We start from the raw sequence: 24136 nt of genomic DNA on the forward strand, positions 1-24136 counted from the left end.
TCCATTTTGTTCAAGCTAAACCCAACGTTTCAAAACAAGGAAAGTGTGATGACTGAACACAACCAATTTCTTTCCCCTCGCAGTCGTTACTATGGTCAGGTTAAGCCGGAGAACCTGGTGTTTAATGCCAATTTACAGGAGTTTGCCCAACGAATCAGCTTTATCTGCAACCTAGAAACTAATGGCAAAATTTCTTCTGAAGAGGCTTACAACCAAATTAAACATCTCTGGAAACAGCTTAAGCGTTCCAAAAAGCAATTAGGTATTGGTGGCAAGTCTTCTGAGAGTTAAACATGTTCGTAAATTGAGGAAGTAGTGCCGATTGCTCGGTAAGGTGGGTAATGTCCACCTTACGACTGATTTCTGTGTTTTTCCCTGAAATTAGGAATTCGATGCACGAAAAATGATAGGTTAGTTAATAGATTAAGAGTAATTTAATATTTCTTTCCCATAGGAGTATTCTTTATGGGTTTCGGCTTTAATTATTCGCAATTTGCATCATTTACGTGCATTCCCTGCATAAAAAGCCTAAAAATATGCCTTACGATACAGGTATATGCTTAAATATTTGTTCCAATCTAGACATTGCTGTGCAACACTACGTAACAATGAATACCAACCTTAAGAATGTCCAATCGTCCTCGCCAGTTAAGTCAAAAATCAGTGAATTGAACGATAATTTTGACTTTGAGTGCTGGGCACGAGAGGTCAGAGCTCAATTGTTAGCAGCTCTGCAAAAAAAAGCCACGAGTTCTAATGAAATTGCCACGGATGAGTCTAAACCCGTTAAGTCACTTGGCTCGAATTAAAAATTAAATATTAAAAATTACCTCCTTGTTTAAAAATCGGGGTATAGGATGACGTAACGAGAGCTTTGATTCTTTTCCCTAGCTTGAGCTAGGGAAAGGCTCTCAATAGAATCCCCGAAAATTCAACGGCGACGACGCTCTAAAAAAGTGATGGCTTCGTGGGAATAAAGATGAACTTGAGGGGTATCACCAACGATGAGTAACCATCTGTCTTCGACTAACCTCATTGTCCATCTTTCTTTAAATTGTTGGGGGAAAATTTGCCAGGTACCCTGGTTATCTTCTTGACAAACAAACCCCCAGGCTTTGGCTTGTTTTAATACCGGATCTTTCATGATTGGGGTGGTTATGACAGAACGCAATTAAGCGATGGCTCAGAATATAAAGTTGACCGCTCCCAACAATAAATTCGGGGGTTTGAAAATTTTGAAAATCAGGAAAAGCAATTTTTAGCCGAAGTATGGAGAATCGCCACGTCTGAAAATCTAAACGTTCTGGATGTCTTGACCGCCGGACATGAAGATTATACTTTTGGAATTAAGCTACAATGCACCCCGTCCAGATCATAGCTGTCGAAGGGGTCAGCACTGGTTAAGGTTGAGTTAAGCCCCCTCAATAAGCTGTTACGCATGTAATTTGCTTGTTGAGGCGGCGGGGGAGCAGGGGAGCGGATTTGAGCTCTTTTATCCTGTGTTTAGAATGTGCAAGTTAAATGCGCTTTAGCTTAGGCTCTGCAAATACTCCTGATCGTCGCTCTAAACGATTTTAAGACCCGATGCCAACTTGATGAGATACTCTTTGCGCCATTTAGCGTCAGCTTTGCGGTTAGTTTGCAACTCCAAAACTCGAATTCCCGCCGCAGAAAGTGGGTTTAACAATTCCTTAAACTGCTCCCAAGATTTAATTAATTGGTGTTCTACCCCATAAGTCATACATAATTGTGCAAAGTTGATGTTTTGGGGGGTGGCAAAGAATTCTTCAAAGGGTGGATCAAATTGGGAAATCGGCAACATCTCGAAAATCCCACCGCCATTGTTGTTGATTAAAACAATGGTTAAATGACCGACAAATTTGTTTATCAGTAAGAAACCATTGGTATCATGCAACAAGGCTAAATCACCCGTCAGCATGACACTACTCTGATGACGGTGAGCCATACCCAAAGCGGTGGATAAGGTGCCATCAATGCCGTTAGCACCCCGATTAAAAAAGGGTTGAATCCTTTTATTGTTGGGTTGCCAAAAGAATTCCACATCCCGCACCGGCATACTATTGGCAATAAATAAAGGTGTGTCCGGTGGGAGAATTTGAGAGAGTAACCAGGCGGCTTTCCCTTCAAATAATTGAGTCATCGTAGCCATTTTTGGGTCAACAACTGACCTAACTTGGGCTTCAAGTTCACACCATTGCTTTAGGTAGCCAGAGGTTGAATTTTCCCCTAAGTTCCCGATGTTGTTGGCGAATTCGGAAAACCTAACCCCCCTGCCCCCTTCCCTGCAAGGGAAGGGGGTGCCGGAAAGCCCATCCCCTCTTAGGGGAGGGGTTGGGGAGGGGTTTGACTCGTCAGTTAATTCGCCAACAGTATCCCTCGCTTTTTGAATGGGAGAAAGAGTCGTCACCAGTTGTTCAATGGTTGTCCGCAGATGGGTGGTTTTACCGTGCAGGGGGTCAAGGTTATGATGACTGGGGTCAATGATCCAGCGTTGGGGTTGGGTTTGATCTAACCAGGTACGCAGTTCCTTACTCGTTGGCAGTTCACCAATTTGAATCACCATTTTGGGTGTGAGGGGTTGCGCCAGTTTCGGGTTACGCAGGATGAGATCGTAGGTGGAAATCAGATTAGGGTTGATGTCTGCATTGTTTCTCACGGGTGAGAGTCCTTCCGCGAGTACAGGCCATCCTAGAGTTTGGGATAAATGTGCGATCGCATCACAATAGTTTCTGGGATGCTGAGGTTGGGCAACACCTGCAATGATGATACCGCGATCGCATTGTTGCCATTCTGAGTAGGGACTGGGTAATGGGTAATGGGTAATGGGTAATGGGGAATGGGATAAATTCGTGAACAACTCTTCGAGTTCAAATGGGGAGGGGAGGGTATCCGGATCGAGTTGCTGTAAGGGCGCGAGGGGGTCGCGGAAGGGTATATTGAGGTGAACCGGGCCAGGAGTTGGAAATAGGGCGCGTTCCCAGGCATGAACCAGGGTTTGCCGTAGATATCTCAATCGACTAATTCCCACAGAAGGCGGCGATAACTCGGTTTGCCAGTTGGGGTAATGACCATATAGCTTGAGTTGGTCAATAGTTTGCCCAGAATGGCAATCTCGCAGTTCCGGGGGACGGTCAGCCGTTAAAATGAGCAACGGCACCCGACTTTCTTTGGCTTCAATCACCGCTGGGTAGAAGTTTGCCCCGGCTGTGCCAGAGGTACACAGGAGGACAACCGGACGTTGAGTAGCCTTAGCGATTCCCAAGGCAAAGAAGGCGGCTGAACGTTCATCCAGAACCGGTATTGATTCTATCTGGTTTTGTTGAGCAAAAGCGACAGCGAGAGGGGCTGAACGTGACCCCGGACAGATGACGGCGGTGGTCAATCCTAAGCGTTTCAGGGTTTCCGTCAGGATGGAAGCCCAGACAGTGTTAATGTTACGAAAATCAATGGGCATTGCTAGCGATCGCGTATCGGAAAAACAAGATTCCCGTACTTGTATATAAGATGTTAGGGTTTTTTGAGAGTTGGGAGGAATATTGCCTCAATCAATCACCCCTTTCTGCATCAGTTCTTACGAGTACGTACCACATGCCTGAGGAAGAAGAAGTCTTTATTTTCCCCGCCTCGTTTGCTCAAGCTAGGCTGTGGTTCATAGACCAATTAGTTCCCGGTAATAGCTTTTATAATGTTCCAACAGCACTGCGTTTGATCGGTTCGCTTAACTTCAGTGCCTTGGCGCAGACGTTCCACGAAATTGTACGTCGGCACGAAGCTTTACGCACCCGCTTTGGGATAGCCCAAGAGCAACTCGTTCAGATGATTCCTGCGGACAGCTTCGCGGATGTGTCAGCGTCTCCCTTGGGCAGTTGCGCCGCCCCATTCACCCTGAATTTGCCAGTCATCGACCTACAACATTGTCCCGCCGGGGAAAGGGAACTTCAAGCCAAGCGCTGGGTGAGTGAGGAATCTCAACGTCCTTTCAATCTTGCCACTGGCCCGTTGCTGCGAGTATTCCTGTTGAAGCTGGAGGAGACAGACCATGTACTATTGCTCAATCTGCACCATATTATCTGCGACGATTGGTCGATCGGAGTGCTGATTCGGGAATTAAGCGCTATCTACACCGCGTTTACTCAAAATCAGCCTTCTCCTCTGGCAGAACTGCCTCTGCAATATGCCGACTTTGCCCATTGGCAGCGCGAATGGTTGCAAACAGAAGTTCTGGAAACTCAGTTAACCTACTGGCGGCAACAATTGGATGGCATTTCCCGACTGAATCTGCCCACAGATCGACCAAACCCTACTGTACCCAGTTATCGAGGAGCGACTCAATATCTAGAGCTATCCCCAAGCTTAAGTCAGGGATTAGAGCAACTCTGCCAACAACAAGGGGTGACTCTGTTTATGACCTTGCTGGCAGCATTCCAAACCCTACTCTACCGCTACACCCAGCAAGAGGACATTGTCGTCGGTTCGCCTATTGCCAATCGCAACCGCAGTGAGATTGAAGGGTTAATTGGTTTTTTTGTCAATACCTTAGTCCTGCGTACTGACTTATCGGGCAACCCAACCTTTCAGGAATTGCTTGATAGAGTACGGGAAGTCACATTGGGAGCCTATGCTCACCAAGATTTGCCGTTTGAGAAGCTCGTCGAAGAATTGCATCCCCAACGTGCCTTAAGCCGCCATCCCCTATTCCAAGTGGTGTTTGGTTTTGAGAATGCACCCATGGAGGCGCTGGAATTGCCCGGATTAACCCTAAGTCCTCTGACGATTGACTTTAAAACCACGCGCTTTGACTTGGAGTTTCACCTTTGGGATGCTTCCGGAGGCTTCAGAAGTCTGTGGGGGGAGGAATGGAAACACTCCGAAGGCATTAGAGGCGTGGTGGTGTACAACACGGATTTATTCGATGCAGCCACGATTACCCGCATGGTAGGACATTTTATAACACTGCTCGAAGGGATTGTGGCGAATCCCCAAACCAGGGTTGCCAGTTTACCCATCCTGTTAGACGCTGAGCGACAGCAGTTATTAGGGGAATGGAATGACACCTTTGCCGATTATCCCCAAAATCGCTGCATCCATCAGTTATTTGAGGAGCAGGTCAAACACAATCCTAATGCGATCGCCGTCATCTCTGATGATAATTCACTGACTTACCAAGAACTGAACAGTCGCAGTAATCAATTAGCACATTACTTACAAAAACAGGGTGTCAGTTCCGATGTTTTAGTAGGACTTTGTGTAGAGCGTTCTGTAGAGATGATCGTGGGAATGTTGGCTATCCTGAAAGCCGGAGGAGCCTATTTACCTTTAGACCCTAGTTATCCCCAAGAGCGCCTAAGTTTTATGCTTGAGGATGCTCAAGTTTCAGTGTTATTAACACAGCAGCATTTAGTTGAACGTCTGGGCCCACAAAAATTACAAATTATTGGTATAGATGCGGATTGGAATCGTGTTACCCAAGAAAGTTTAGAAAACCCAACCAGTGGTGTAACAAGTGATAATTTAGCTTACGTTATTTATACATCTGGCTCAACCGGAAAACCCAAGGGAGTGGCTATCCCGCACAAAGCCGTGAATCGATTGGTTTGCAATACGAACTATATCAAGTTAGACTCTGCCGATAAAATTGCCCAAGTCTCGAATACGTCATTCGATGCTGCAACCTTTGAAATTTGGGGCGCACTGCTTCATGGCGCTCAGCTTGTTGGTATTAGCCGAGATGTCCTGCTTTCGCCCCATGATTTTGTCTTACAACTCCAACAAAAAGGCATTACTGTATTATTTCTAACCACCGCTTTATTCCAACAGATTGCCAGAGATATTCCCCAGGCTTTTGCTTCATTGCGATATTTGTTATTTGGAGGTGAAGTGGTCGATCCTAGATGGGTAAGAAAGGTTCTGAAAAAGGGAGCGCCACAGAAATTAAGTCATGTTTATGGGCCAACCGAGGGGACAACCTTTTCTTCTTTTTATCAGGTGCAAGATGTACCGGAAGAAGCAACATCTATCCCCATTGGTCGCCCTATTACAAACACGCATATTTATCTGTTAGATGAGCAGCTTCAGCCTGTACCTATCGGCATTCCAGGAGAGTTGTACATCAGTGGTGATGGACTAGCGCGAGGCTACCTCAACCGTCCTGAGTTAACATCTCAACGATTCATTCCCAATCCATTTGTAGGGGTACCTTTTATGGGGGCTCAGCCAGGAACGCGCCTTTATAAAACAGGTGATTTAGCTCGTTATCGAGCAGATGGCAACATCGAGTTTTTAGGTCGAATTGATAATCAAGTCAAGATTCGCGGCTTCCGGATCGAGTTAGGAGAGATTGAATCTGTACTCAATCAGCATCCCGCCGTGAGAGAAGCAGTGGTGATGGTTCAGCAGGATGTACCGGATGATAAACACTTAGTCGCCTACATTGTCTTTAACGAGCAAGTTAACCATCCAAAATCGAGTGAGTTGCGCCAATTTTTGAACGAGAAGTTACCCCAATATATGGTGCCTTCAGCCTACGTGGTGCTAGATTCTTTGCCACTGACACCGAATGGTAAAGTCAATCGCCATCTTCTACCAGAGGTCGATGCCTTTAATCTGGATACAGAACAAAATTATGTGGCACCGGGGACTGGCATTGAGGAGGAATTAGCGAGAATTTGGGGTCAGATTTTGGGAAAACAGCAAGTCGGAATTTACGATAATTTCTTTGAATTAGGGGGTCATTCTCTGCTGGCAACTCAACTAACTTCTCGGATACGGGATGCCTTTCAGGTAGAGTTATCTGTCCGTATTTTGTTTGAGGCTCCGACTGTGGCGAGTTTAGCTAAGCATATTGAAACAATTCGTTGGGCAATTCAAGGTCAGGATACGGCTAATTCTATAAGGAATGAGCGAGAAGATGTGGAGTTTTGAGAGAAAGGTACAGTATTCGCATCCTCTCGTCATGCCAAATGCGATCGCTTCTCTTCCTTATATCTTGCACCAGGTTACATTGATATCTAGCCTGTCGCGTTTGGCTAAAGGTTGTAGACGTTGAATGTTTGCATTAGGTAATAATGCCATCAGTGGAAGCAAGAGTCTGATATGGCGCTAGCATCAAAATCATCAGATCTTGAATTAGCGCTTGGGCTTTAGTCAAAATGGCACACATAAGGGGGATGGAGATTTTACAACATGAGTTTGACTGAAAAACTTCAATCTGTATTTGTCATCATTGCCATCTTACTTGGGCTGATACTCGGACAAATCAAATGGGTTGAGGAAAATGCTGTATCTTTGATTGTTCCATCCTTGATGGTCATGCTCTATGGGGTATTTCTAAATATTCCACTGAATCGTTTAGGTCAGGCATTTCAAAACTACAAGATGACGGGACTTATTTTAGGGATGAACTTTCTTTGGACACCAGTTTTTGTTTGGGGATTGGGAGCTATTTTCCTACGAGATTCTCCCGATCTTTGGGTTGGGCTAATCATGCTGATGGTCACACCTTGTACTGACTGGTATCTCATTTTTACAGGGATTGCCAAAGGAAATGTTACTTTAGCTACAGCCTTCCTTCCTTGGAATATGATCTTGCAAGTGGTTCTTATACCCGTCTATCTTTTGGTTTTTGTTGGAAAATTGGTGCAAATTGATACAGAAATTTTTCTCGAAAGTATTGTACTGGTTTTAGCTATTCCTATGCTTTTAGCGTTTATCGCTAAGTGGCTAATACCGAAGGTAAACGGGTTTTGGCGTGACATTCCCCTGAAAATAGCCGCAAGGCCAACGCTATTTCTATGTGTGGCAATTACAGCGGTATTTGCCTCGCAGGGGCAAACCTTAATTCAGCGTCCAGATGTGCTACTAAAAATGTTACCACCTATCCTTATTTTCTATGTAATTACCTTTTTTCTGACTCAAGTAATTGCACGATTCGGCAACTTTAGTTATGAGGATTTGGCTTGTTTCAGTTGTACAACACTTGCGCGCAATTCACCCCTTGCATTAGCGATCGCTACATCTGTTTTTCCTCACCGTCCGTTGATTACCCTTGTCTTGGCTATTGAGCCACTTATCGAACTGCCTGTTATGGTGCTAGTCTCCCAATTATTGCTCTTTCTACGTCGCAAAGGGCGGTATTCTCAGATGGCAAAATAGCTAAGTTGGCGTTACAGTCTCCCTGCTTGAACCAGCTTACTCTTTGTAGCTTGTTGAGTGAGGTTATCTAGTCGGGCACGTGAAGCGTAGCTATCCCGAAGGGAATCGCATCCTCATCATAATATCGTTCGCTAGAGAACCGTAAGATTTTCAATCAGGTCAAGGTCAAAATCTCTTTGGGTTGCACGATAACGAAGATAGGATGTCCAGATCATTTCAGGCATTGGTTCATGATTAGCGGTTTCTGTCACCCATTATTATTCCTGCGATCGCCCTTCCTAATATCCCCGATCGCATCTCTCGACAACAGCAGCGATCGCACTGCAAGATCGGCGATCACATTATTTCCTCATAAGAAGGATAGATTAGCGATCGCACTCTCACCTCACGCTTCCCCCAACTCCTGCAATATCCTTTCCACCGCTACCTTCAACGGAGGTAGATTATTCTGTACGATCGCCCAGACTAAATTCAGCGATACCCGGAAATACTCATGCACCACAACATTTCTGAAAGCCACAATCTGTGCCCACGGCACCTCAGAATATCGACTCATCAAATCACCCGATAACGAAGAAGCTGCTTCTCCAATAATCTGGAGATGATGAATAACCCAAACCTGGATTAGTTCTTGTTCATCAAACGCCTGTTTGCCAAGACTTGCATATCGTTCAATCGCTGAAATCGCATCTAAAATATCTTGCAGCCGTTGGGCATCACGCCTCATAGCATCACAGCCTCACGGCATACGCGATCGCGAATACGTTCCTTCAACATATCCACTGTCGCAATATCAACCTTGCGATTGAGTAGTTGTTCTAAATCAATTAATAGTCCTGCTGGAAACCAGGGCGTGATTTTCTCCAAATCATAGTCAACCAAAAAATCAATATCGCTCTCTTCGGTTGCTTCTCCCCGCGCCACCGAACCAAACACCCGCACGTTGTAGGCTCCATGCTTTTGTGCAATAGCAAGAATTTGCGATCGCTGCTCTTGCAACAAATCGTTAATCCCTAACCCTATTTTGCTAGTCATGCCGCTACATCCTCAACGCTTTCTGGTTGTCTTTAGTCAATTTGTTTAACTTTTAGGTTACTCTTTGTAGCTTGTTGGGTGAGGTCATCCTGTCAAGCGCGATCAAATCCAGCAATTACAGCAGCAGATTGAGGTGTGGCAAGCGATGCGGTCAAAGTTGCTTCAATAAAACTCATGTCGTGATAGCTTTTTGCCAACATGATGCCAGCACATCAGCAAAATTGTTGTCAAGCACAGCAGCACGAATGTCTTTCCCAGTTATGGGCACTACAAGTGTATGCTCTCGGCTTCCACGCAGCATCTCTTTAGGAACAGTGTCTTTGAAGCCATTCCATGAGATTAAGAAGCCCAGAGAACACCGATTGCTACGGTTTTCGATTTTCTCCTTGAATAGAACGAACTCGTTCTTGCCACACTTGTCACTCCAATTCTTGCACTCAGCCAACAGAATAGCCGATTCCCGTCTAAAGCGAGGATCATTGCTATCGTTAAGGACAGCAATATCAATTTCTTCTGTCGCTGTCCTGATCCGATCGGTCACAGTAAAACCAGGTATTGCCTCAAATAATCTACTAATAAGTTCTTCTAGAGATCTTCCACGCTCATCGGTGGAAGAAGCTTTTTCAACTGCATTCACAAGTTCGTCTAAACTTTGGCTACCCCATCCAGACACTCGACTTGCAATTTCAGAAAGTCTTTTACCTGCTTCATCAGACGCTTTTTCGGCTTTTTCTTCTAGCTCATGACAGAGTCGTTTTATGTGGTGGTACGCTTTGCCAAGATTCTTTTCCCCTGTACTAACAACAAATGTCATCTGGATATAAGCTACCATCATCGTCGTAGTTTGTTATCTCCACATCATTATGAACCCTGTTACGCAACTCAACAGCACGACGTATCAAGTCTAGATAGTGTTCTAGCCCTATGGGAGAGTACCAATACTTTCTTGTCCAAGTGTAATCTGCTTCACCTTTAATTTGATCTTGGTCTTTGAATAGCCTACCGCTCCAGTCAAGATGCATAACGCCATCTTTAGGTAAGCCAACCTCAATCATCACCTGGTTAGGAATGTCATCTAATGTTATTTTGTTTAATACACTTGGGGGAAGAAAAACTGCTTCATCTTCATAAGCAGCTTCCAGTCGGGCTTTAGCTTCCGCAACGTCCATAGGTACTTAACTTCTTGAAACAAATAACCCTAAAATATCACTTGACCAGTTTCTCAATGCAATCCTTGATCAGGAGCGATCGCTCCTTCAGCAAGCCTCGACATATTCACACAGAGTAGTTGGTTCGGGAATGGGTAAACCCTCTTCTCGTAAACCATCCAAATGAAAAGCGATCGCTTCTTTTATCTGCTGTTCTATCTCCCCAAGAGTTGCACCTGTCGCCACGCATCCGGGCAAATCTGGAACATAAGCTGAATAGTTGCTCTCTAGCTTTTCAATCACCATCACATAGCGCATTACTCTTCTTCTCCTTCGTCCTTGTGTTCCTTGAGTTGAGCTTGCTTCAAAATACTGTTTAACGTGCCAGGTGCTAAATCATCAGAATGCTGACCCTCTAGCACCATTACACCTTCTCATCCTGCCAAAACGCGATTGCGTTACTCTAGCAAAAGCGATCGCATCCTGCTTGACGGACAGAACCTTAAACGCAAGCCCTACATAGGCTACTCCTCATGGAGGATGACTAAGTTTTGTGGAAGTGGCAACTTATCTTGCTAGTGAGTGAGATTTAGTTTTGAAAACAGTTGAGTTCTTATCTTACCTTCGTAGCTTAGACATTCAGGTTTTTGTTGAGAGTGACCGCCTGCGCTGCAACGCCCCTGAAGGAACTCTAACACCAGAAATTCGTGCAGAAATCCAAGCGCGTAAAGCAGAAATTATTTCATTTTTAAAAGCCGCTAATCGTACTAGCACTAACCCTTCTACCCCCCTTGTTCCCATCTCGCGGGAAGGCACCCTTCCCCTCTCTTTTGCACAACAACGGCTGTGGTTCCTCGACCAGTTAGTCCCTAACAATGCCTTCTATAACACCCCAGCCGCAGTACGTCTCAGCGGTTCGCTCAATTTAGCGGCGCTGGAGGAAACATTTAACGAAATTGTGCGGCGTCACGAAGCGTTACGCACTACTTTTGTCACAGTGGAAGGGCAACCGGTTCAGGCGATCGCACCCACCTTAACCTTATCCTTACCTGTAATCGATTTGCGATCGCATCCCCAAACCGAACGCGAAAATGAAGTAGGACGACTGACTACCCAAGCAGCTCAGCGCCCTTTCGATTTATCCAAAACTCCGCTGCTACGAGTAACAGTACTGCAATTGGATGAAGCCGAGTATGTGCTCTTAATAATTTTGCACCACATTGTCTCCGATGGTTGGTCGATGGGGGTGCTGATTCGGGAAATAGCCGCACTCTACAGTGCCATCAGTAGTCAACAACCTTCATCGCTCCCCCCACTACCCATTCAGTATGCAGACTTTGCCTACTGGCAACGTGAATGCTTGCAAGGGGAAGTGTTAGCCACTCAACTAGCTTACTGGCGGCAACAGTTAGACGGCATTTCTGTGCTAAATATGCCGAGTGACCGACCAAAACCCGCCGTGCAAACTTACCAAGGTGCGACACAATTTCTGCAATTACCCAAAAGTCTAAGCGAGGCACTCGAAGCCCTGAGCCAACGGGAAGGAGCCACCTTATTCATGACTTTACTGGCGGCATTTCAAACCTTACTGTATCGCTACACACAACAGGAAGATATTGTTGTAGGTTCTCCTATTGCCAATCGTAACCGGAGTGAAATTGAAGGATTAATTGGCTTTTTTGTGAATAGCTTAGTGCTGCGTACTGACCTATCCGGTAACCCTACTTTTCGGGAACTATTGAGTCGAGTGCGAGAGGTGGCACTAGGAGCGTATGCTCACCAAGACTTACCTTTTGAAAAGTTGGTAGAAGAACTGCATCCGGAGCGGAGTTTAAACCAAAATCCCTTATTTCAGGTGGTGTTTGCCCTGCAAAATGCACCTATGGAAACGCTAGAGTTACCCGAATTAACCCTAAGCCCACTGGAATTTGTGGATACAGGAACAACGCGGTTTGATTTGGAATTTCATCTGTGGGAGCGAAAGCCAAATCAGGGTCTAGAAGCCAATAGATCGGAAGGAATCAGTGGTTTTGTGGTGTATAGCACTGATTTATTCGATGCAGCCACGATTACCCGAATGCTAGACCATTTCCAAAAATTGCTAGAGGGGATTGTTGCCAATCCTGAACAACGACTGGCAGACTTACCCCTATTAAAGGAAGCGGAGCGCCATCAATTATTAGTGGAATGGAATAATACTCAGATAGAGTATACCAAAGATAGATGTGTTCATCAATTATTTGAAGCTCAAGTTGAAAAAACACCTGATGCTGTAGCCTTAATTTTTGAAAATCAAGAAATTACTTATGGGGAGTTGAACCGTCGGAGTAATCAGCTAGCTCATTACCTCCGAAAACAAGGAGTTGGGGAGGAGGTTTTAGTCGGACTTTGTCTAGAGCGTTCACCAGAAATGGTTGTCGGAATGCTAGGCATTCTCAAGGCAGGAGGAGCTTATTTACCTTTAGACCCTAGCTATCCGGCTGAGCGATTGAGCGTTATGCTTGAAGAGGCCCAAGTGCCAGTTTTATTAACTCAGCAACAGTGGGTTGAGCGGATTGGCAAGAATCAGCCACAAGTTATTTGTTTTGACACTGATGGAGAAACAATTGCCCGAAAAAATGCAGATAATCTAATCCACCACGTTACATTAAATAACCTGGTTTATGTTATCTATACCTCTGGCACCACAGGCAAGCCAAAAGCCGTTCAGATTGAACATCGTGGATTGTTAAATTTGGTCTTTTGGCATCAACAAACCTTTGCCATTTCATCCCTTGACCGAGCCACCCAGATTGCAGGATTTGCTTTTGATGCTTGTGGGTGGGAAATTTGGCCTTATCTTAGTACAGGCGCGAGTATTTATTTTCCGAATGAAGAAATTCGACGTTCTCCTGAACGATTACGGGATGAGTTGATATCCAAATCAATCACAATTAGCTTTTTACCAACCCCTTTAGCCGAGAAATTTCTGTTATTAGATGGATTTAATAATAGCGCTTTACGACTATTGCTCACAGGAGGAGACAAACTTCGTTATTATCCTTCCGCTTCTCACCCGTTTCAGGTTGTGAATAACTATGGTCTTACGGAGACTACAGTTGTTGCCACATCCGGTATTGTTCCTGGTAAAGAAACAGTTGGAATGTATGGCAAGATGCCCGTAACCCCTGTATTGGGTCGCCCCATTGCCAACACACAGGTTTACATTTTGGATCAATATTTACACCCTGTACCGATTGGCGTTGTGGGTGAATTGTACATTAGTGGTGATGGACTAGCGCGAGGTTATCTCAATCATACCGATTTGACAGTTGAACGATTTATTCCTCATCCTTTTAGTGATAACCCAGAAGCTCGTCTTTATAAAACAGGCGATTTAGTTCGCTATGAACCGAATGGTAATATTCAATTTTTGGGTCGCATTGATGAGCAGGTAAAGATTCGTGGTTATCGCATCGAATTGGGTGAAATTGAGTCAGTTTTAACTCAACATCCCGCCGTGCAACAAACCGTAGTCACAACTCGTGAACATGCAGAGGAAAAGCGTTTAGTTGCTTATGTGGTGTTCAACGATGAAGATATTCAACAGCACACCCAAGAAAGGCAATTGCAGGACGAACAAGTGTTGCAATGGCAGATGCTTTACAACGAGACTTATGAGCAATCGGCGGCAGATGCCGACTTAACATTCAACATTGTGGGATGGAATAGCAGCTACACCAATCAACCGATTCCAGCAGAACAGATGCGGGAGTGGGTGAACAATCAAGTCGCGCAGATTCTGGCTTTACAACCAAAGCGAGTGTTAGAGATTGGGTGCGGTACGGGTTTATTGTTATTCCAAATTGCGCCTCACTGCACTCAATATTGGGCAACAGATTTCTCACAGGCGTCACTTGAATATATCCAACAGCATATTAGGAAACATGCCGTACCTTTACCCCAGGTGAGGCTACTTCAGAAGATGGCGACTGACTTTGAGGGAATGGAGGCAGCAGCCTTTGATGCGGTGATTTTGAACTCTGTTGTCCAATATTTTCCCAGTATTGACTATCTGATGAACGTACTGGAAGGTGCTGTGAAGGTGTTAGCTCCCGGTGGCTTTATCTTCATTGGGGATGTGCGGAGTCTTCCCCTGTTGCCAGCCTTTCATGCCTCTGTGCAACTGCATCAAGCAGAATCTTCTCTTACCCGCGAACAGTTGCAGCAACAGGTACAAATGCAAATGTTCCAAGAGACGGAATTAGTGATTGACCCAGCTTTCTTCCAAGTATTAAAACAGCATTTCCCCCAAATTAGCGATGTACAGATTCAGTTAATGCGGGGGCGATCGCAAAATGAGATGACTCAGTTTCGGTACAATGTAATTCTTTCTATTGGGACTGAAACAAATTCTAGAAAAACCTCCTCCCTAAAACTCCAGCTCAATCCTCCCGAAACACTAGAAAGTCTGGATACTCCGGCTCCCTCCCCGTTGCGAGGAGGGCTGGGGAGGGGTTCTATTGAGTGGCTAGACTGGGACGAAAATAACTTAACCGTATCTGCTGTACATCAGTTATTAGTTGAAAACCAACCAGAGATATTAGCTATTACTCATATCCCTAATGCGCGGGTGATGACAGCCGTTAAGGCGGCACAATGGCTCTCCGGTGTAGGAGACTTTAAAACAGTAGCTCAGTTTCACAGAGCATTGCGCGAACTCCCAGATTGGGGAGTGGAACCAGAGGATTGGTGGGGGATGGGTGAAGCATTACCCTACAAAATTGATATACGCTGGTCAGATTCCGGTACGGAAGGACGTTACGATGTAATCTTTGTCCACCGCCAGACTAGGAAACAGGAACAGGGGGAATTTTCTCATATTATCTCCCCATCCCAGCCAGAAGAATGGCGGCATCTGTGGCAATCCTATGCCAATAATCCCTTGCAAGGGAAGGCAATGCGGAAGTTAGTGCCGCAGTTACAGGCTTATCTCGCGCAAAAGCTGCCGGAGTACATGGTGCCTTCCGCTTTTGTGGTGCTGGAGTCGTTGCCACTCACGCGGAATGGTAAAGTAGACCGACGTGCCTTACCAACACCTGACCCGATTAAATCAGAATTAGCAGGAAGTTATGTTGCGCCTCGGACTCCTGTTGAAGAAGTGTTAGTGAAAATTTTTGCCTCTGTTTTGGGATTGAAGCGGGTGGGTATCCACGACAATTTCTTTGAATTGGGGGGGCATTCCTTACTGGCGACTCAGCTTGTTTCCAGGGTGCGCGATGCTTTTGGAGTGGAGTTACCTTTGCGGAGTGTATTTGAAGCTCCTGCGATCGCACAACTTTCTAAAGTGATTGAAACCTTTAAAGATAGCAAAGCTCAAAGTAAAGCTCCAGCTTTAGTCCCCATTTCTCGTGAGACTCGACGCATGAAGCTATCTTCCCTGAACAAAGAAAGCAAAGAGCGATGAGCGAGAATCTTGCTGGTAAAAGCTTTAGTCACGAGAGCAGTTTTGTATGATTTGAAGCTGAGGGATCAGAATTTTTATGCCCCCTGATATGCTCAACAGATAATGATACCTACACCTCTACAAAACAATGATCGATATACTCGCTTGCTGGGTAAACGATCGCTGCGAGTGGTGTTGATTATCCCGTTTGTGCTTCAGGTGGTTGGTGCAGTAGGGCTAGTCGGCTATCTTTCGTTTAAAAATGGGCAGAAAGCCGTTAACGATCTGGCGGCTCAACTACAGCGCGAAGTGAGCGATCGCGTCAACCAACATCTGGATAACTACCTGGCAGCCGCCTATGAAGTAACAGAGCAGAATGCCTTTGCTATAACTCACGGGATCATCGATCCGAATGATTCAGAAAGGTTAGGACGCTTCTTCTGGAAACAGATGAAACTATTCAAGACCATTGGTTATATTATTTATGCCACTCCATCAGGTGACTATATTGGAACTGGCTACGATCTCTATCCCGATCGACCCCAAACCGATGAAGTATTGCCGCGACGCTATGGCGACAGGCTAAACCGCACCTATAACCTGGACGAACAGGGAAACCGAATTGGAATCGCAGAGGTGATAAAGTATGACTATCGAGCGGAAGACGGGTATAAAGCCATAGTTCGGGCAAAAAGACCGGCTTGGGTTGGTCCTATTCTCTGGGTGGAAAGTCCTGACATTATTTCAATTGGCTTTGGTACCTCAATCTACGACAAAAACAATCGGCTCATTGCACTCATTGGAGTCGATCAGCGGCTCTCTCAAATCAGCGACTTTTTGAAGCAAATTCAAGTTAGCCCCTCTGCAAAAATCTTTATTCTTGAACGCAACGGGCTGATGATTGCCAGTTCCAGTTCGGAACCCCCGTACCGACTGGTGAAGGGAACCGCCGAACGATTAAAAGCGATCGACAGCAAAGACCCCTTAATTCAGGGAACGGCAGCCTTCTTAATGGAGCAGTTTGGCGATTTCAAGAAGATTACTAACAGGCAGCAATTAGACTTTCAACTCAAGGGACAGCGTCAGTTTGTGCAGGCCACTCCTTGGCGAGACCAGTATGGATTGGACTGGTTAGTCGTCGTTGTTGTGCCGGAGTCTGATTTTATGGCACAAATTAATGCCAATACCCGCAACACGATTCTGTTGTGTCTGGTTGCCCTGATTGTCGCGATCGCTTTAGGCATCTTAACAGCTCGTCGCATCACCCGACCGATCGAACGCATTACTCAAGCTTCAGAAGAAATGGCAGGCGGCAATCTGGAGCAAGCGATTAAACCCGGTAACATCATTGAACTGGCAAAGCTGACCAACTCCTTCAATAGCATGGCAGGGCAACTGGAGGAATTGATTACCGGACTGGAAGATAAAGTCAAGGAGAGAACGGCTGAGCTTGCGGATGCAAATGCTGAAATTAGTGCCCTTAATGAACAATTACAAGCCGAAAACCTGAGAATGGCAGCAGAAATTGAAGTGGCTCGCAAACTTCAGCAAATGATTCTCCCCAAAGACGAAGAGTTGAAGCAGATACCCGAACTCGACATTACTGGGTTCATGGAGCCTACTGATGAGGTGGGTGGCGATTACTACGATGTACTTCGTCACAACGGTGGCATCAAAATCGGCATTGGCGATGTCACAGGTCACGGACTCGAAAGTGGTCTAATAATGTTGATGACGCAAACTACCATTCGTGCCCTGTTACAGCATCAGGAAACCGACTCGACTAAGTTCCTCAGTACTCTCAACCGCGTGATTTATGACAATGCCCAACGCATGAAATCGCGCAAGACTATTTCCCTAGCGATGCTGGACTATCATGCAGGCTGTATCAGCTTGAGCGGACAGCATGAGGAAATGATTGTCGTCCGCTCCAATGGACAGATAGAGCGAATTAATACAGATAATCTAGGTTTTCCATTAGGACTGCTGACAAATATTGATGAGTTTATTGGGCAAACGCAAGTGCAACTTCAGAGTGGGGATGGAGTGGTGCTGTACACTGATGGCATTATCGAAGCGAAGAATGATCATCGGCAGGAGTACGGGTTGGAACGATTGTGTAACGTGTTGAGCCAGCATTGGCAGCAAACCGTAGATGAGATTCGACAAGCAGTTGTTGCAGATGTGCAGCAACACATTGGTGAGAGCAAGATTCGGGATGACATTACGTTACTAATCCTTAAGCAAAAGTAGCCCCGACTATGCTAAAGAACAGAGGCACAAGCAATATGGCTCAAACCTTTGGAAATTTCGTTGAAGATGAATCGTCTAGTCCAGAGTATTTGGTGATTGGATTTTCATCGAATTCGATTCCATTGAAGCAATTGTGGCGAAATAATGGGCTATCCGCCAGCTTCATTGCCGACTTTTTGATTCCCTTTTTTCCCATAACTGAAGATGCGCCAGATGCAGTGAAGCAGCGCGATCAACTCATTGGTGCTGTACGCTATATTGCGAACGAACTGCTGGAAAATGCCATGAAGTTTAGTGACGAAACCTCGCAGTACCCCATTAGCATCAAGCTTGACCTGAAACGCGATCGCCTAATTGTGCGAACGACAAATGCGATCGCTCCGCAACAAATCTCATCGTTTCAAGCCTTGATTCAAGACCTCCTTAGCTGCGATCCCCAGGAGCGATTCATGCATCAATTGGAGAAAAATACTAAAGAGGGTTGGAGCAGTTCTGGGCTAGGCTTGCTGACTATTATGAATGACTATGCAGGAATACCAGGCTGGAAATTTGAGACAATTCAGCAAGAGCCTCCTGTTGCAACTGTCACGACTAGTGTACAGTTACCGCTATGACCTATCTATAAGTGAACCCTTGACCAGTATGACTGAATCGGCTGAGCTTGAAGTAAAAGATAACGAATACTGTGTTCGTTATCATCCAGAAACGAAAACGATAACGTTTCAAGGAGAGCTTCAACTTAGTGGAATGGATGAGTACGCTCCGATTATGTCACTACTCGATGAAGTCGTGAATCAAGAGCCGCCTGTTCTAACCCTAGACTTGCGGAAGCTAGAGTTTCTCAATAGTTCAGGCGTTAATGTTCTACTTAGTTTGGTGATTAAAGTCCGTGACAAAAAAACGATGCAATTGATGGTGGAAGGTTCAGAAAATATATTCTGGCAAAGTCGCTCGCTCAACAACATTAAGCGACTGATGCCGACAGCACAGCTCAATTTTACCTAGACTGATTCGATCAACGCTTTATCAGTGGAATTTTGCTCGATGATATGAATCCAGACTTTTTGCCTGAAGAGCCAATTCAACCTCTCGCCGATCATGTGAGCCTTAGAGAACAGTTGCTTGGCGAAGTTGAGCAATTGAATCTGGCAATCAAAGAGATGCACCGCAAGCTGGAGACGTTGCAGCAAGAAAAAAGCGATTTAGAAATCTTACTAGAAGTCACAACTGAACACAGCGACGATCTGCTGAAACGTTTTCATCAACAACAAGTCGATCTGAAAATTCTGTTAGAAGCCACAACTGAGCATTCCGATTCCCTTACCCTAGAGCTGAAACACCAGGCACAGGAAGAGCGACGGCAGCGAGAAGAACAGTTTCAACTCATTACAGAAGCTACCCCTGTAGGACTTGCGATCGCAGAAATTGTCACTGGTCAATTTTTATATGCCAACGAGCAAATGGGAGCATTATTTGGACTGTCTGCTCAAGCCTTGCTGAATTATCGCTCATCTGAGTTTTATGCAAATGTCAGCGATCGACAACTTGCACTATCTCTACTGGCGAAGCAGGGACAGTTTCAAGGTGAAGTCCAATTTCGCCGCGTGGATGGAACCCTATTTTGGGGGTTACTCTCGTTGCGTCCCTTTCGGTTTCAAGGCGTCAATACCCTGCTCACTGCCCTTTATGACATTGACGATCGCAAGCGAGCACAAGAAGCCTTGCGTCTGGCGGAAGCCAAGTATCGTGGCATTTTTGAACATGCGGTTGAGGGCATTTTCCAATCGACTCCTGATGGACAATACATTGAAGTCAACCCAGCAATGGCGGCAATGTTTGGTTATGGTTCTCCCCAAGAAATGAAGCAGCAGATCGCTGATATATCACAGCAGATTTATGTGGATAATTGCGATCGCGATACCTTCAAGCAACGCATGGCTCAACAGGATGAAATCAAAGATTTTGAATATCAGGCATATCGACGAGATGGCAGCCGGTTTTGGGTGTCAGAGTGGGCAAGAGCAGTGCGCGATGCTCAGGGGCGATTGCTTTACTACGAAGGAAGCTGTGTAGATATCACGAAACGTAAACAAGAAGAAGCTGCCCTCAAGCAACAGTTGCAGGAACTTAAAACAGAAATCGATCAAACAAAACGAGCGTGTGAAGTCGCTGCCATAACGGAAACAGACTACTTTCAAAAGTTATTGGAGGAGGCAGATAGTTTGCGGTTCAATGAAGAGCTTTAGACCTCCAAATGACTACGTATAAATGTCTGCATCCCTGATAGAGTAACAGTTTTAGCCTACTGAAGTTCCTCCTACGGGGGAATTTCCCTTTAAGAGGGAATGAGTAGGATATACAAATTTGATACAAAACTGCTTCAAAGCAAACTTAACATGGCAAAAATTGTCTCAATTCATTCGTTCCGAGGTGGCACAGGAAAATCGAACACGACGGCTAACTTAGCAACCACAATCGCGGCGGCCGGTCATCGCGTTGCCGTAGTGGATACAGACATCCAATCGCCTGGAATTCATGTGCTATTTGGCATGGCGGAGAAACCGCTCAACCATACACTGAATGATTATCTATGGGGAAATTGTGCGATCGCTCAAACAGCTCATGATGTCAGTCCGGATGCCGTCAAACAAAGGAATGGTAGCCTGTTTCTGATTCCGTCCAGCAGTCAAGTCGGAGACATCACCCGTGTACTGAAAGAGGGCTACGATGTGCGCCTGCTGCGGAATGGATTGCGCGACTTAGTAAAGGAGATGAACCTAGACTACGTGTTTGTAGATACTCATCCCGGTTTGAATGAAGAAACGCTGCTCTCAATCGCCATTTCCAACATTTTATTGGTTCTCCTGCGTCCCGATCGCCAAGATTTTCAAGGAACGGCTGTCACCGTCGATTTAGCGCGTAAGCTTCGGGTTCCCAAACTGCTGATTGTCGTCAATCGAGTTCTGCAAAACTCAGATGCCGAGGAAATCCGGCAGCAAGTTGAAGCTAAATACAATGTTCCTGTGGCAGGTGTTCTGCCAAATTGCGACGAAATGATGCAGCTTGCCAGTAGCGATCTCTTCTGTTTGCAGTATTCCAATCATCCCTTGACTCAGGTGATCAAACAGATTGCCAATCAAGTGATGAATTGACGCGCTTGTGGCCCTGATTTTCTGTATTGATTGCAACAATTAAACTAGAAGTTTAGCTCGAAAATCACTCCCTTAAAATGCGGCTTTGAAGCATGTTGGCAAACACCTCAGAAAGGCTAATGCACCGAGTCAGATGGGTAATAACGCTGGCTTGGTTACTGCTGATTGCCTCGCTGTTCTATGACCCCATTTCTCCGTCGCTCACCTATCCTAATCGGGGGAGTCTGCTACAGATTCATCCAGAGGTTTGCGTGGCGGTGCAGGGTAAGTGTTTAGAGGTACAGCCTTACGCCTTGGGGGCACCGATATTTTGGGGAGCGATCGTTCCCGTGGCGATCGCAATTCTGCTTGTGTTTGGGCATGAACTCTGGCGACGGATTTGCCCGTTGTCATTTTTATCTCAAATTCCTCGTGCCTTGGGATGGCAGCGACAGCAGCGGCGCACCGATCCGAAGACGGGCAAAGTCCGCTATGAATTAGCCAAAGTTCTGAAGCAGTCTTGGCTAGCTCGCTATCATGGGTACTTGCAATTTGGGTTATTGTACTTGGGGTTGTGCAGCCGCATTCTGTTTATCAATGCCAACCGTCTGGCATTAGGTACGTTTTTGCTCCTGACGATTTTAGCGGCGGTGGTTGTGGGCTATCTTTACGGGGGTAAATCCTGGTGCCAATATTTCTGCCCGATGGCTCCTGTTCAGAGCATCTATGCGGAACCACGGGGGTTACTCAACAGTACAGCTCACGAGAGCGATCGCCAAATTATCACTCAATCTATGTGTCGCATCGTCACTCAAGACGGAAAAGAGCAGAGTGCCTGTGTCGCCTGTCAGAGTCCCTGTATCGATATTGATGCTGAACGCGCCTACTGGCAAAGCATCAATACCCCTGAGCAACAACAGCTCTACTACGGCTATGTGGGACTCGTCATTGGCTACTTTGTCTACTACTACCTGTATGCAGGCAACTGGAATTACTACTTCTCTGGTGTTTGGGCACACGAGAACAATCAACTAGCAACGTTACTCAGTCCCGGATTGTACCTGTTCAAGCGTGCGATCGGGATTCCTAAGCTGCTAGCCGTGCCTCTCACATTGGGTGCGTTTACGATCGCAGGCTACAAGCTAGGACAGAAGTTAGAGAAGCACTACAAAGCGTATCTACGGCGTCGGCAGCAATTTCTCAGTCAGGAACAGGTGCGGCATCGGATGTTTACCCTCTGTACCTTTGCAATCTTCAATTTCTTTTTCATCTTTGGCGGGCGTCCCTTGATTCTCTTACTGCCTGTTCCCATCCAGTATCTTTATACAGTGGGTCTTACCCTCCTGAGTACCCTATGGCTTGCTCGCACCTGGGGACGAAGTTCCAGCCGATATTTACACGAAAGCCTTGCCCACCGCTTGCGAAAACAATTGAGCAACCTGCAACTGGACGTATCCCGCTTTTTAGAGGGGCGATCGCTAGACGACCTCACCGCAGAGGAGGTGTATGTGCTAGCAAAGGTTCTGCCTGATTTCACAAAAGAGAAGCGCCTACAAGCCTACAAACAAGTTTTGCAAGAGTCAATTGAGCAAGGATACATCAATGTCAACAGTCTAGAAGTCCTCCAGCGTCTGCGTTATGAACTTGCCATCAGCGACGACGAACACCACCAAATTTTGAGCAATTTGGGCATTGAAAATCCACAATTGCTTGACCCAAATAAACAGCGCAGCCACGAAGACTGGTTACGACTCGAAAGCTACCGCGAGATGGTGGAATCGACGCTAAACCTGTGGCATCGCCGTCCAGCTAAGGGGCTAGGAGCGGATTTGCTAGATGTGGTGGGGGGTAGCCGAGAGATCGAGTCGGTTCAGGATTTAGCGATTGAGGATACCTCTGAGGATGAAGAAGCGCTGCGATCGCTCAAACGGGAGTATGCGATTACTTCCGAGGAGGAAGAGCAGATTTTGAAGTCTCTGGACAATTAGAGCAATGCAGCGATTCAAGCTTCAGAACCTCAATCGGCGATCGCTTTCCAAAAAGCAATCAATTACTTGTTAGCTGAGCGGCTATCCCAGACTTACCAGGAAATTGATCGACTATTGCATTAGACAGAATCAAGCTTTCATCCTCCTCACTAAACTTAATATTGGCGATCGCTTTATGTCATCCGGTACATGTGAATATTCTACAATCGACGTTAAGGCTATGAAAGCGGTACCAGCGCGTGAGCTGATTAAGAACTTTCTCACCTTTGTGCGTCCAGCGCTGGAGGAGTATGGAGAATGGGAGGAAGTTTCATCTCTTGTGCGGGAAACCATGCAGCGCGGGACGGGCGCAACACGGCAGCGTGAAGTTTATAAGCGAACGGGACGTTTAGAGGATGTCGTCGATTTAATCCTGCAAGAAACAGCAAAAGGGATAGCGTGAGTATAGAAAAGAGTATTTTAGGCTAGTTCATATTTATGGCGGATTAGGAGTTTGCCACCTCCGCCATAAATTAACTAAGCGCTAATGCTTCGTGACATTTTCCTGTCAATTTTCTCTCTCCCCTCATCGTCAAAAATCGTTAGCTCTTTTGGCTGACATTGCTTAATTTCGATCGCAATTAATTGGGGTCTTTCCCGTTCTAAGTCTTCAATGTAACCGAGTTGAGAAACTTGGGCCTCCCTGTGAGAAGCAAACGGTCCGAAGTAGTAAGTGCAGTCGGGCTTTTTGGTGACAATTTCAACCCACCAAGCCTTTCCCGTCTTCTCCAAGTAAGACGTAAAAAACTCTTCGGTATTTTCTAAAAATTTGTTAATAATGGCTTGCAACAGCTTTAAATTTGGTACTGAAGAGCCTGCTTGCAAGTGTTCTTTTGATGGTTGGGCGTTGAGCATGATCATTTCTAGTTCTTAACTAATCTTCACCAAATGAATAAATATGCATTACTCTTGTATATGTATCAAAATTTACCATTCCTGACCTGT

20 protein-coding genes are annotated in these 24136 nt (G+C 45.8%); 12 read left to right on the forward strand and 8 right to left on the reverse strand.

Annotated features, from left to right (window positions below):
- The first annotated feature begins 48 nt into the window (after positions 1–48).
- Together MIC7113_RS10255 and MIC7113_RS10260 are read left to right on the forward strand one after the other, a co-directional pair.
- Positions 49–291 carry a DUF7219 family protein gene (locus MIC7113_RS10255; RefSeq protein ID WP_015182085.1) on the forward strand — a complete coding sequence of 81 codons (243 nt, stop codon included), beginning with the start codon at positions 49–51 and terminating at the stop codon, positions 289–291.
- 317 nt (positions 292–608) lie between these two features.
- A complete protein-coding gene (locus tag MIC7113_RS10260) occupies positions 609–809 on the forward strand; it encodes a hypothetical protein (RefSeq protein WP_041779984.1) in 201 nt (66 codons plus the stop codon).
- 122 nt (positions 810–931) lie between these two features.
- Here MIC7113_RS10260 and MIC7113_RS10265 read toward each other — a convergent pair whose 3' ends face one another.
- Entirely contained in the window at positions 932–1144 is a 213-nt protein-coding gene (locus tag MIC7113_RS10265) for a hypothetical protein (RefSeq protein WP_015182087.1), read from the reverse strand.
- A 420-nt stretch (positions 1145–1564) separates the two neighbouring features.
- Positions 1565–3475 carry a 2-succinyl-5-enolpyruvyl-6-hydroxy-3-cyclohexene-1-carboxylic-acid synthase gene (menD, locus tag MIC7113_RS10270; protein ID WP_015182088.1) on the reverse strand — a complete coding sequence of 637 codons (1911 nt, stop codon included), beginning with the start codon at positions 3473–3475 and terminating at the stop codon, positions 1565–1567.
- Between the two features lie 134 nt (positions 3476–3609).
- Between menD and MIC7113_RS10275 the strand changes: the two genes are divergently transcribed.
- Positions 3610–6942 carry a non-ribosomal peptide synthetase gene (locus tag MIC7113_RS10275; RefSeq protein ID WP_015182089.1) on the forward strand — a complete coding sequence of 1111 codons (3333 nt, stop codon included), beginning with the start codon at positions 3610–3612 and terminating at the stop codon, positions 6940–6942.
- Positions 6943–7203: 261 nt separating this feature from the next.
- The gene (locus MIC7113_RS10280) at positions 7204–8172 is read left to right on the forward strand and encodes an arsenic resistance protein (RefSeq protein WP_015182091.1); all 969 of its coding nucleotides are present in this window, start codon (positions 7204–7206) and stop codon (positions 8170–8172) included.
- Between the two features lie 385 nt (positions 8173–8557).
- On the opposite strand, the gene MIC7113_RS10285 is transcribed toward MIC7113_RS10280, so the two are convergent.
- The 5 genes from MIC7113_RS10285 to MIC7113_RS10305 all read right to left on the reverse strand — a co-directional run bounded on the left by MIC7113_RS10285 (position 8558) and on the right by MIC7113_RS10305 (position 10673).
- Positions 8558–8899 (reverse strand): HepT-like ribonuclease domain-containing protein, encoded by a 342-nt coding sequence (locus MIC7113_RS10285; RefSeq protein ID WP_015182092.1) that lies wholly within the window; start codon positions 8897–8899, stop codon positions 8558–8560.
- The gene (locus MIC7113_RS10290; protein WP_015182093.1) at positions 8896–9207 is read right to left on the reverse strand and encodes a nucleotidyltransferase family protein; all 312 of its coding nucleotides are present in this window, start codon (positions 9205–9207) and stop codon (positions 8896–8898) included. The genes MIC7113_RS10285 and MIC7113_RS10290 overlap by 4 nt, the downstream gene beginning before the upstream one ends.
- A 172-nt stretch (positions 9208–9379) precedes the next feature.
- Positions 9380–10042, reverse strand: coding sequence for a hypothetical protein (locus tag MIC7113_RS10295; RefSeq protein WP_041779985.1), 663 nt, complete (start codon positions 10040–10042; stop codon positions 9380–9382).
- Complete coding sequence (locus MIC7113_RS10300) at positions 10005–10376, reverse strand: hypothetical protein (RefSeq protein WP_015182095.1); 372 nt, start codon at positions 10374–10376, stop codon at positions 10005–10007. The genes MIC7113_RS10295 and MIC7113_RS10300 overlap by 38 nt, the downstream gene beginning before the upstream one ends.
- An 87-nt stretch (positions 10377–10463) precedes the next feature.
- Entirely contained in the window at positions 10464–10673 is a 210-nt protein-coding gene (locus MIC7113_RS10305; protein ID WP_015182096.1) for a type II toxin-antitoxin system HicB family antitoxin, read from the reverse strand.
- A gap of 277 nt (positions 10674–10950) precedes the next feature.
- Between MIC7113_RS10305 and MIC7113_RS10310 the strand changes: the two genes are divergently transcribed.
- The 8 genes from MIC7113_RS10310 (at position 10951) to MIC7113_RS10345 (ending at position 23594) form a co-directional block, all read left to right on the forward strand.
- Positions 10951–15801 (forward strand): non-ribosomal peptide synthetase, encoded by a 4851-nt coding sequence (locus tag MIC7113_RS10310; protein WP_015182097.1) that lies wholly within the window; start codon positions 10951–10953, stop codon positions 15799–15801.
- A 102-nt stretch (positions 15802–15903) separates the two neighbouring features.
- Positions 15904–18033, forward strand: coding sequence for a SpoIIE family protein phosphatase (locus MIC7113_RS10315; protein ID WP_015182098.1), 2130 nt, complete (start codon positions 15904–15906; stop codon positions 18031–18033).
- A gap of 35 nt (positions 18034–18068) precedes the next feature.
- On the forward strand, positions 18069–18647 hold the full coding sequence (locus tag MIC7113_RS10320) for a slr1658 superfamily regulator (protein WP_015182099.1): 579 nt from the start codon (positions 18069–18071) through the stop codon (positions 18645–18647).
- 28 nt (positions 18648–18675) lie between these two features.
- Complete coding sequence (locus MIC7113_RS10325; RefSeq protein ID WP_041779986.1) at positions 18676–19038, forward strand: slr1659 superfamily regulator; 363 nt, start codon at positions 18676–18678, stop codon at positions 19036–19038.
- Between the two features lie 44 nt (positions 19039–19082).
- Positions 19083–20279, forward strand: a complete 1197-nt coding sequence (locus MIC7113_RS34620; RefSeq protein ID WP_015182101.1) for a PAS domain-containing protein — start codon at positions 19083–19085, stop codon at positions 20277–20279.
- 150 nt (positions 20280–20429) lie between these two features.
- On the forward strand, positions 20430–21185 hold the full coding sequence (locus MIC7113_RS10335; protein ID WP_015182102.1) for a MinD/ParA family ATP-binding protein: 756 nt from the start codon (positions 20430–20432) through the stop codon (positions 21183–21185).
- 92 nt (positions 21186–21277) lie between these two features.
- Positions 21278–23152, forward strand: coding sequence for a 4Fe-4S binding protein (locus MIC7113_RS10340; protein WP_015182103.1), 1875 nt, complete (start codon positions 21278–21280; stop codon positions 23150–23152).
- A gap of 220 nt (positions 23153–23372) precedes the next feature.
- The gene (locus tag MIC7113_RS10345) at positions 23373–23594 is read left to right on the forward strand and encodes a hypothetical protein (RefSeq protein WP_041779987.1); all 222 of its coding nucleotides are present in this window, start codon (positions 23373–23375) and stop codon (positions 23592–23594) included.
- Between the two features lie 74 nt (positions 23595–23668).
- Here MIC7113_RS10345 and MIC7113_RS10350 read toward each other — a convergent pair whose 3' ends face one another.
- A complete protein-coding gene (locus MIC7113_RS10350) occupies positions 23669–24046 on the reverse strand; it encodes a DUF1816 domain-containing protein (RefSeq protein WP_081594716.1) in 378 nt (125 codons plus the stop codon).
- Positions 24047–24136 lie beyond the last annotated feature (90 nt).

It is taken from the genome of Allocoleopsis franciscana PCC 7113 (assembly GCF_000317515.1).
Taxonomy (GTDB): domain Bacteria; phylum Cyanobacteriota; class Cyanobacteriia; order Cyanobacteriales; family Coleofasciculaceae; genus Allocoleopsis; species Allocoleopsis franciscana.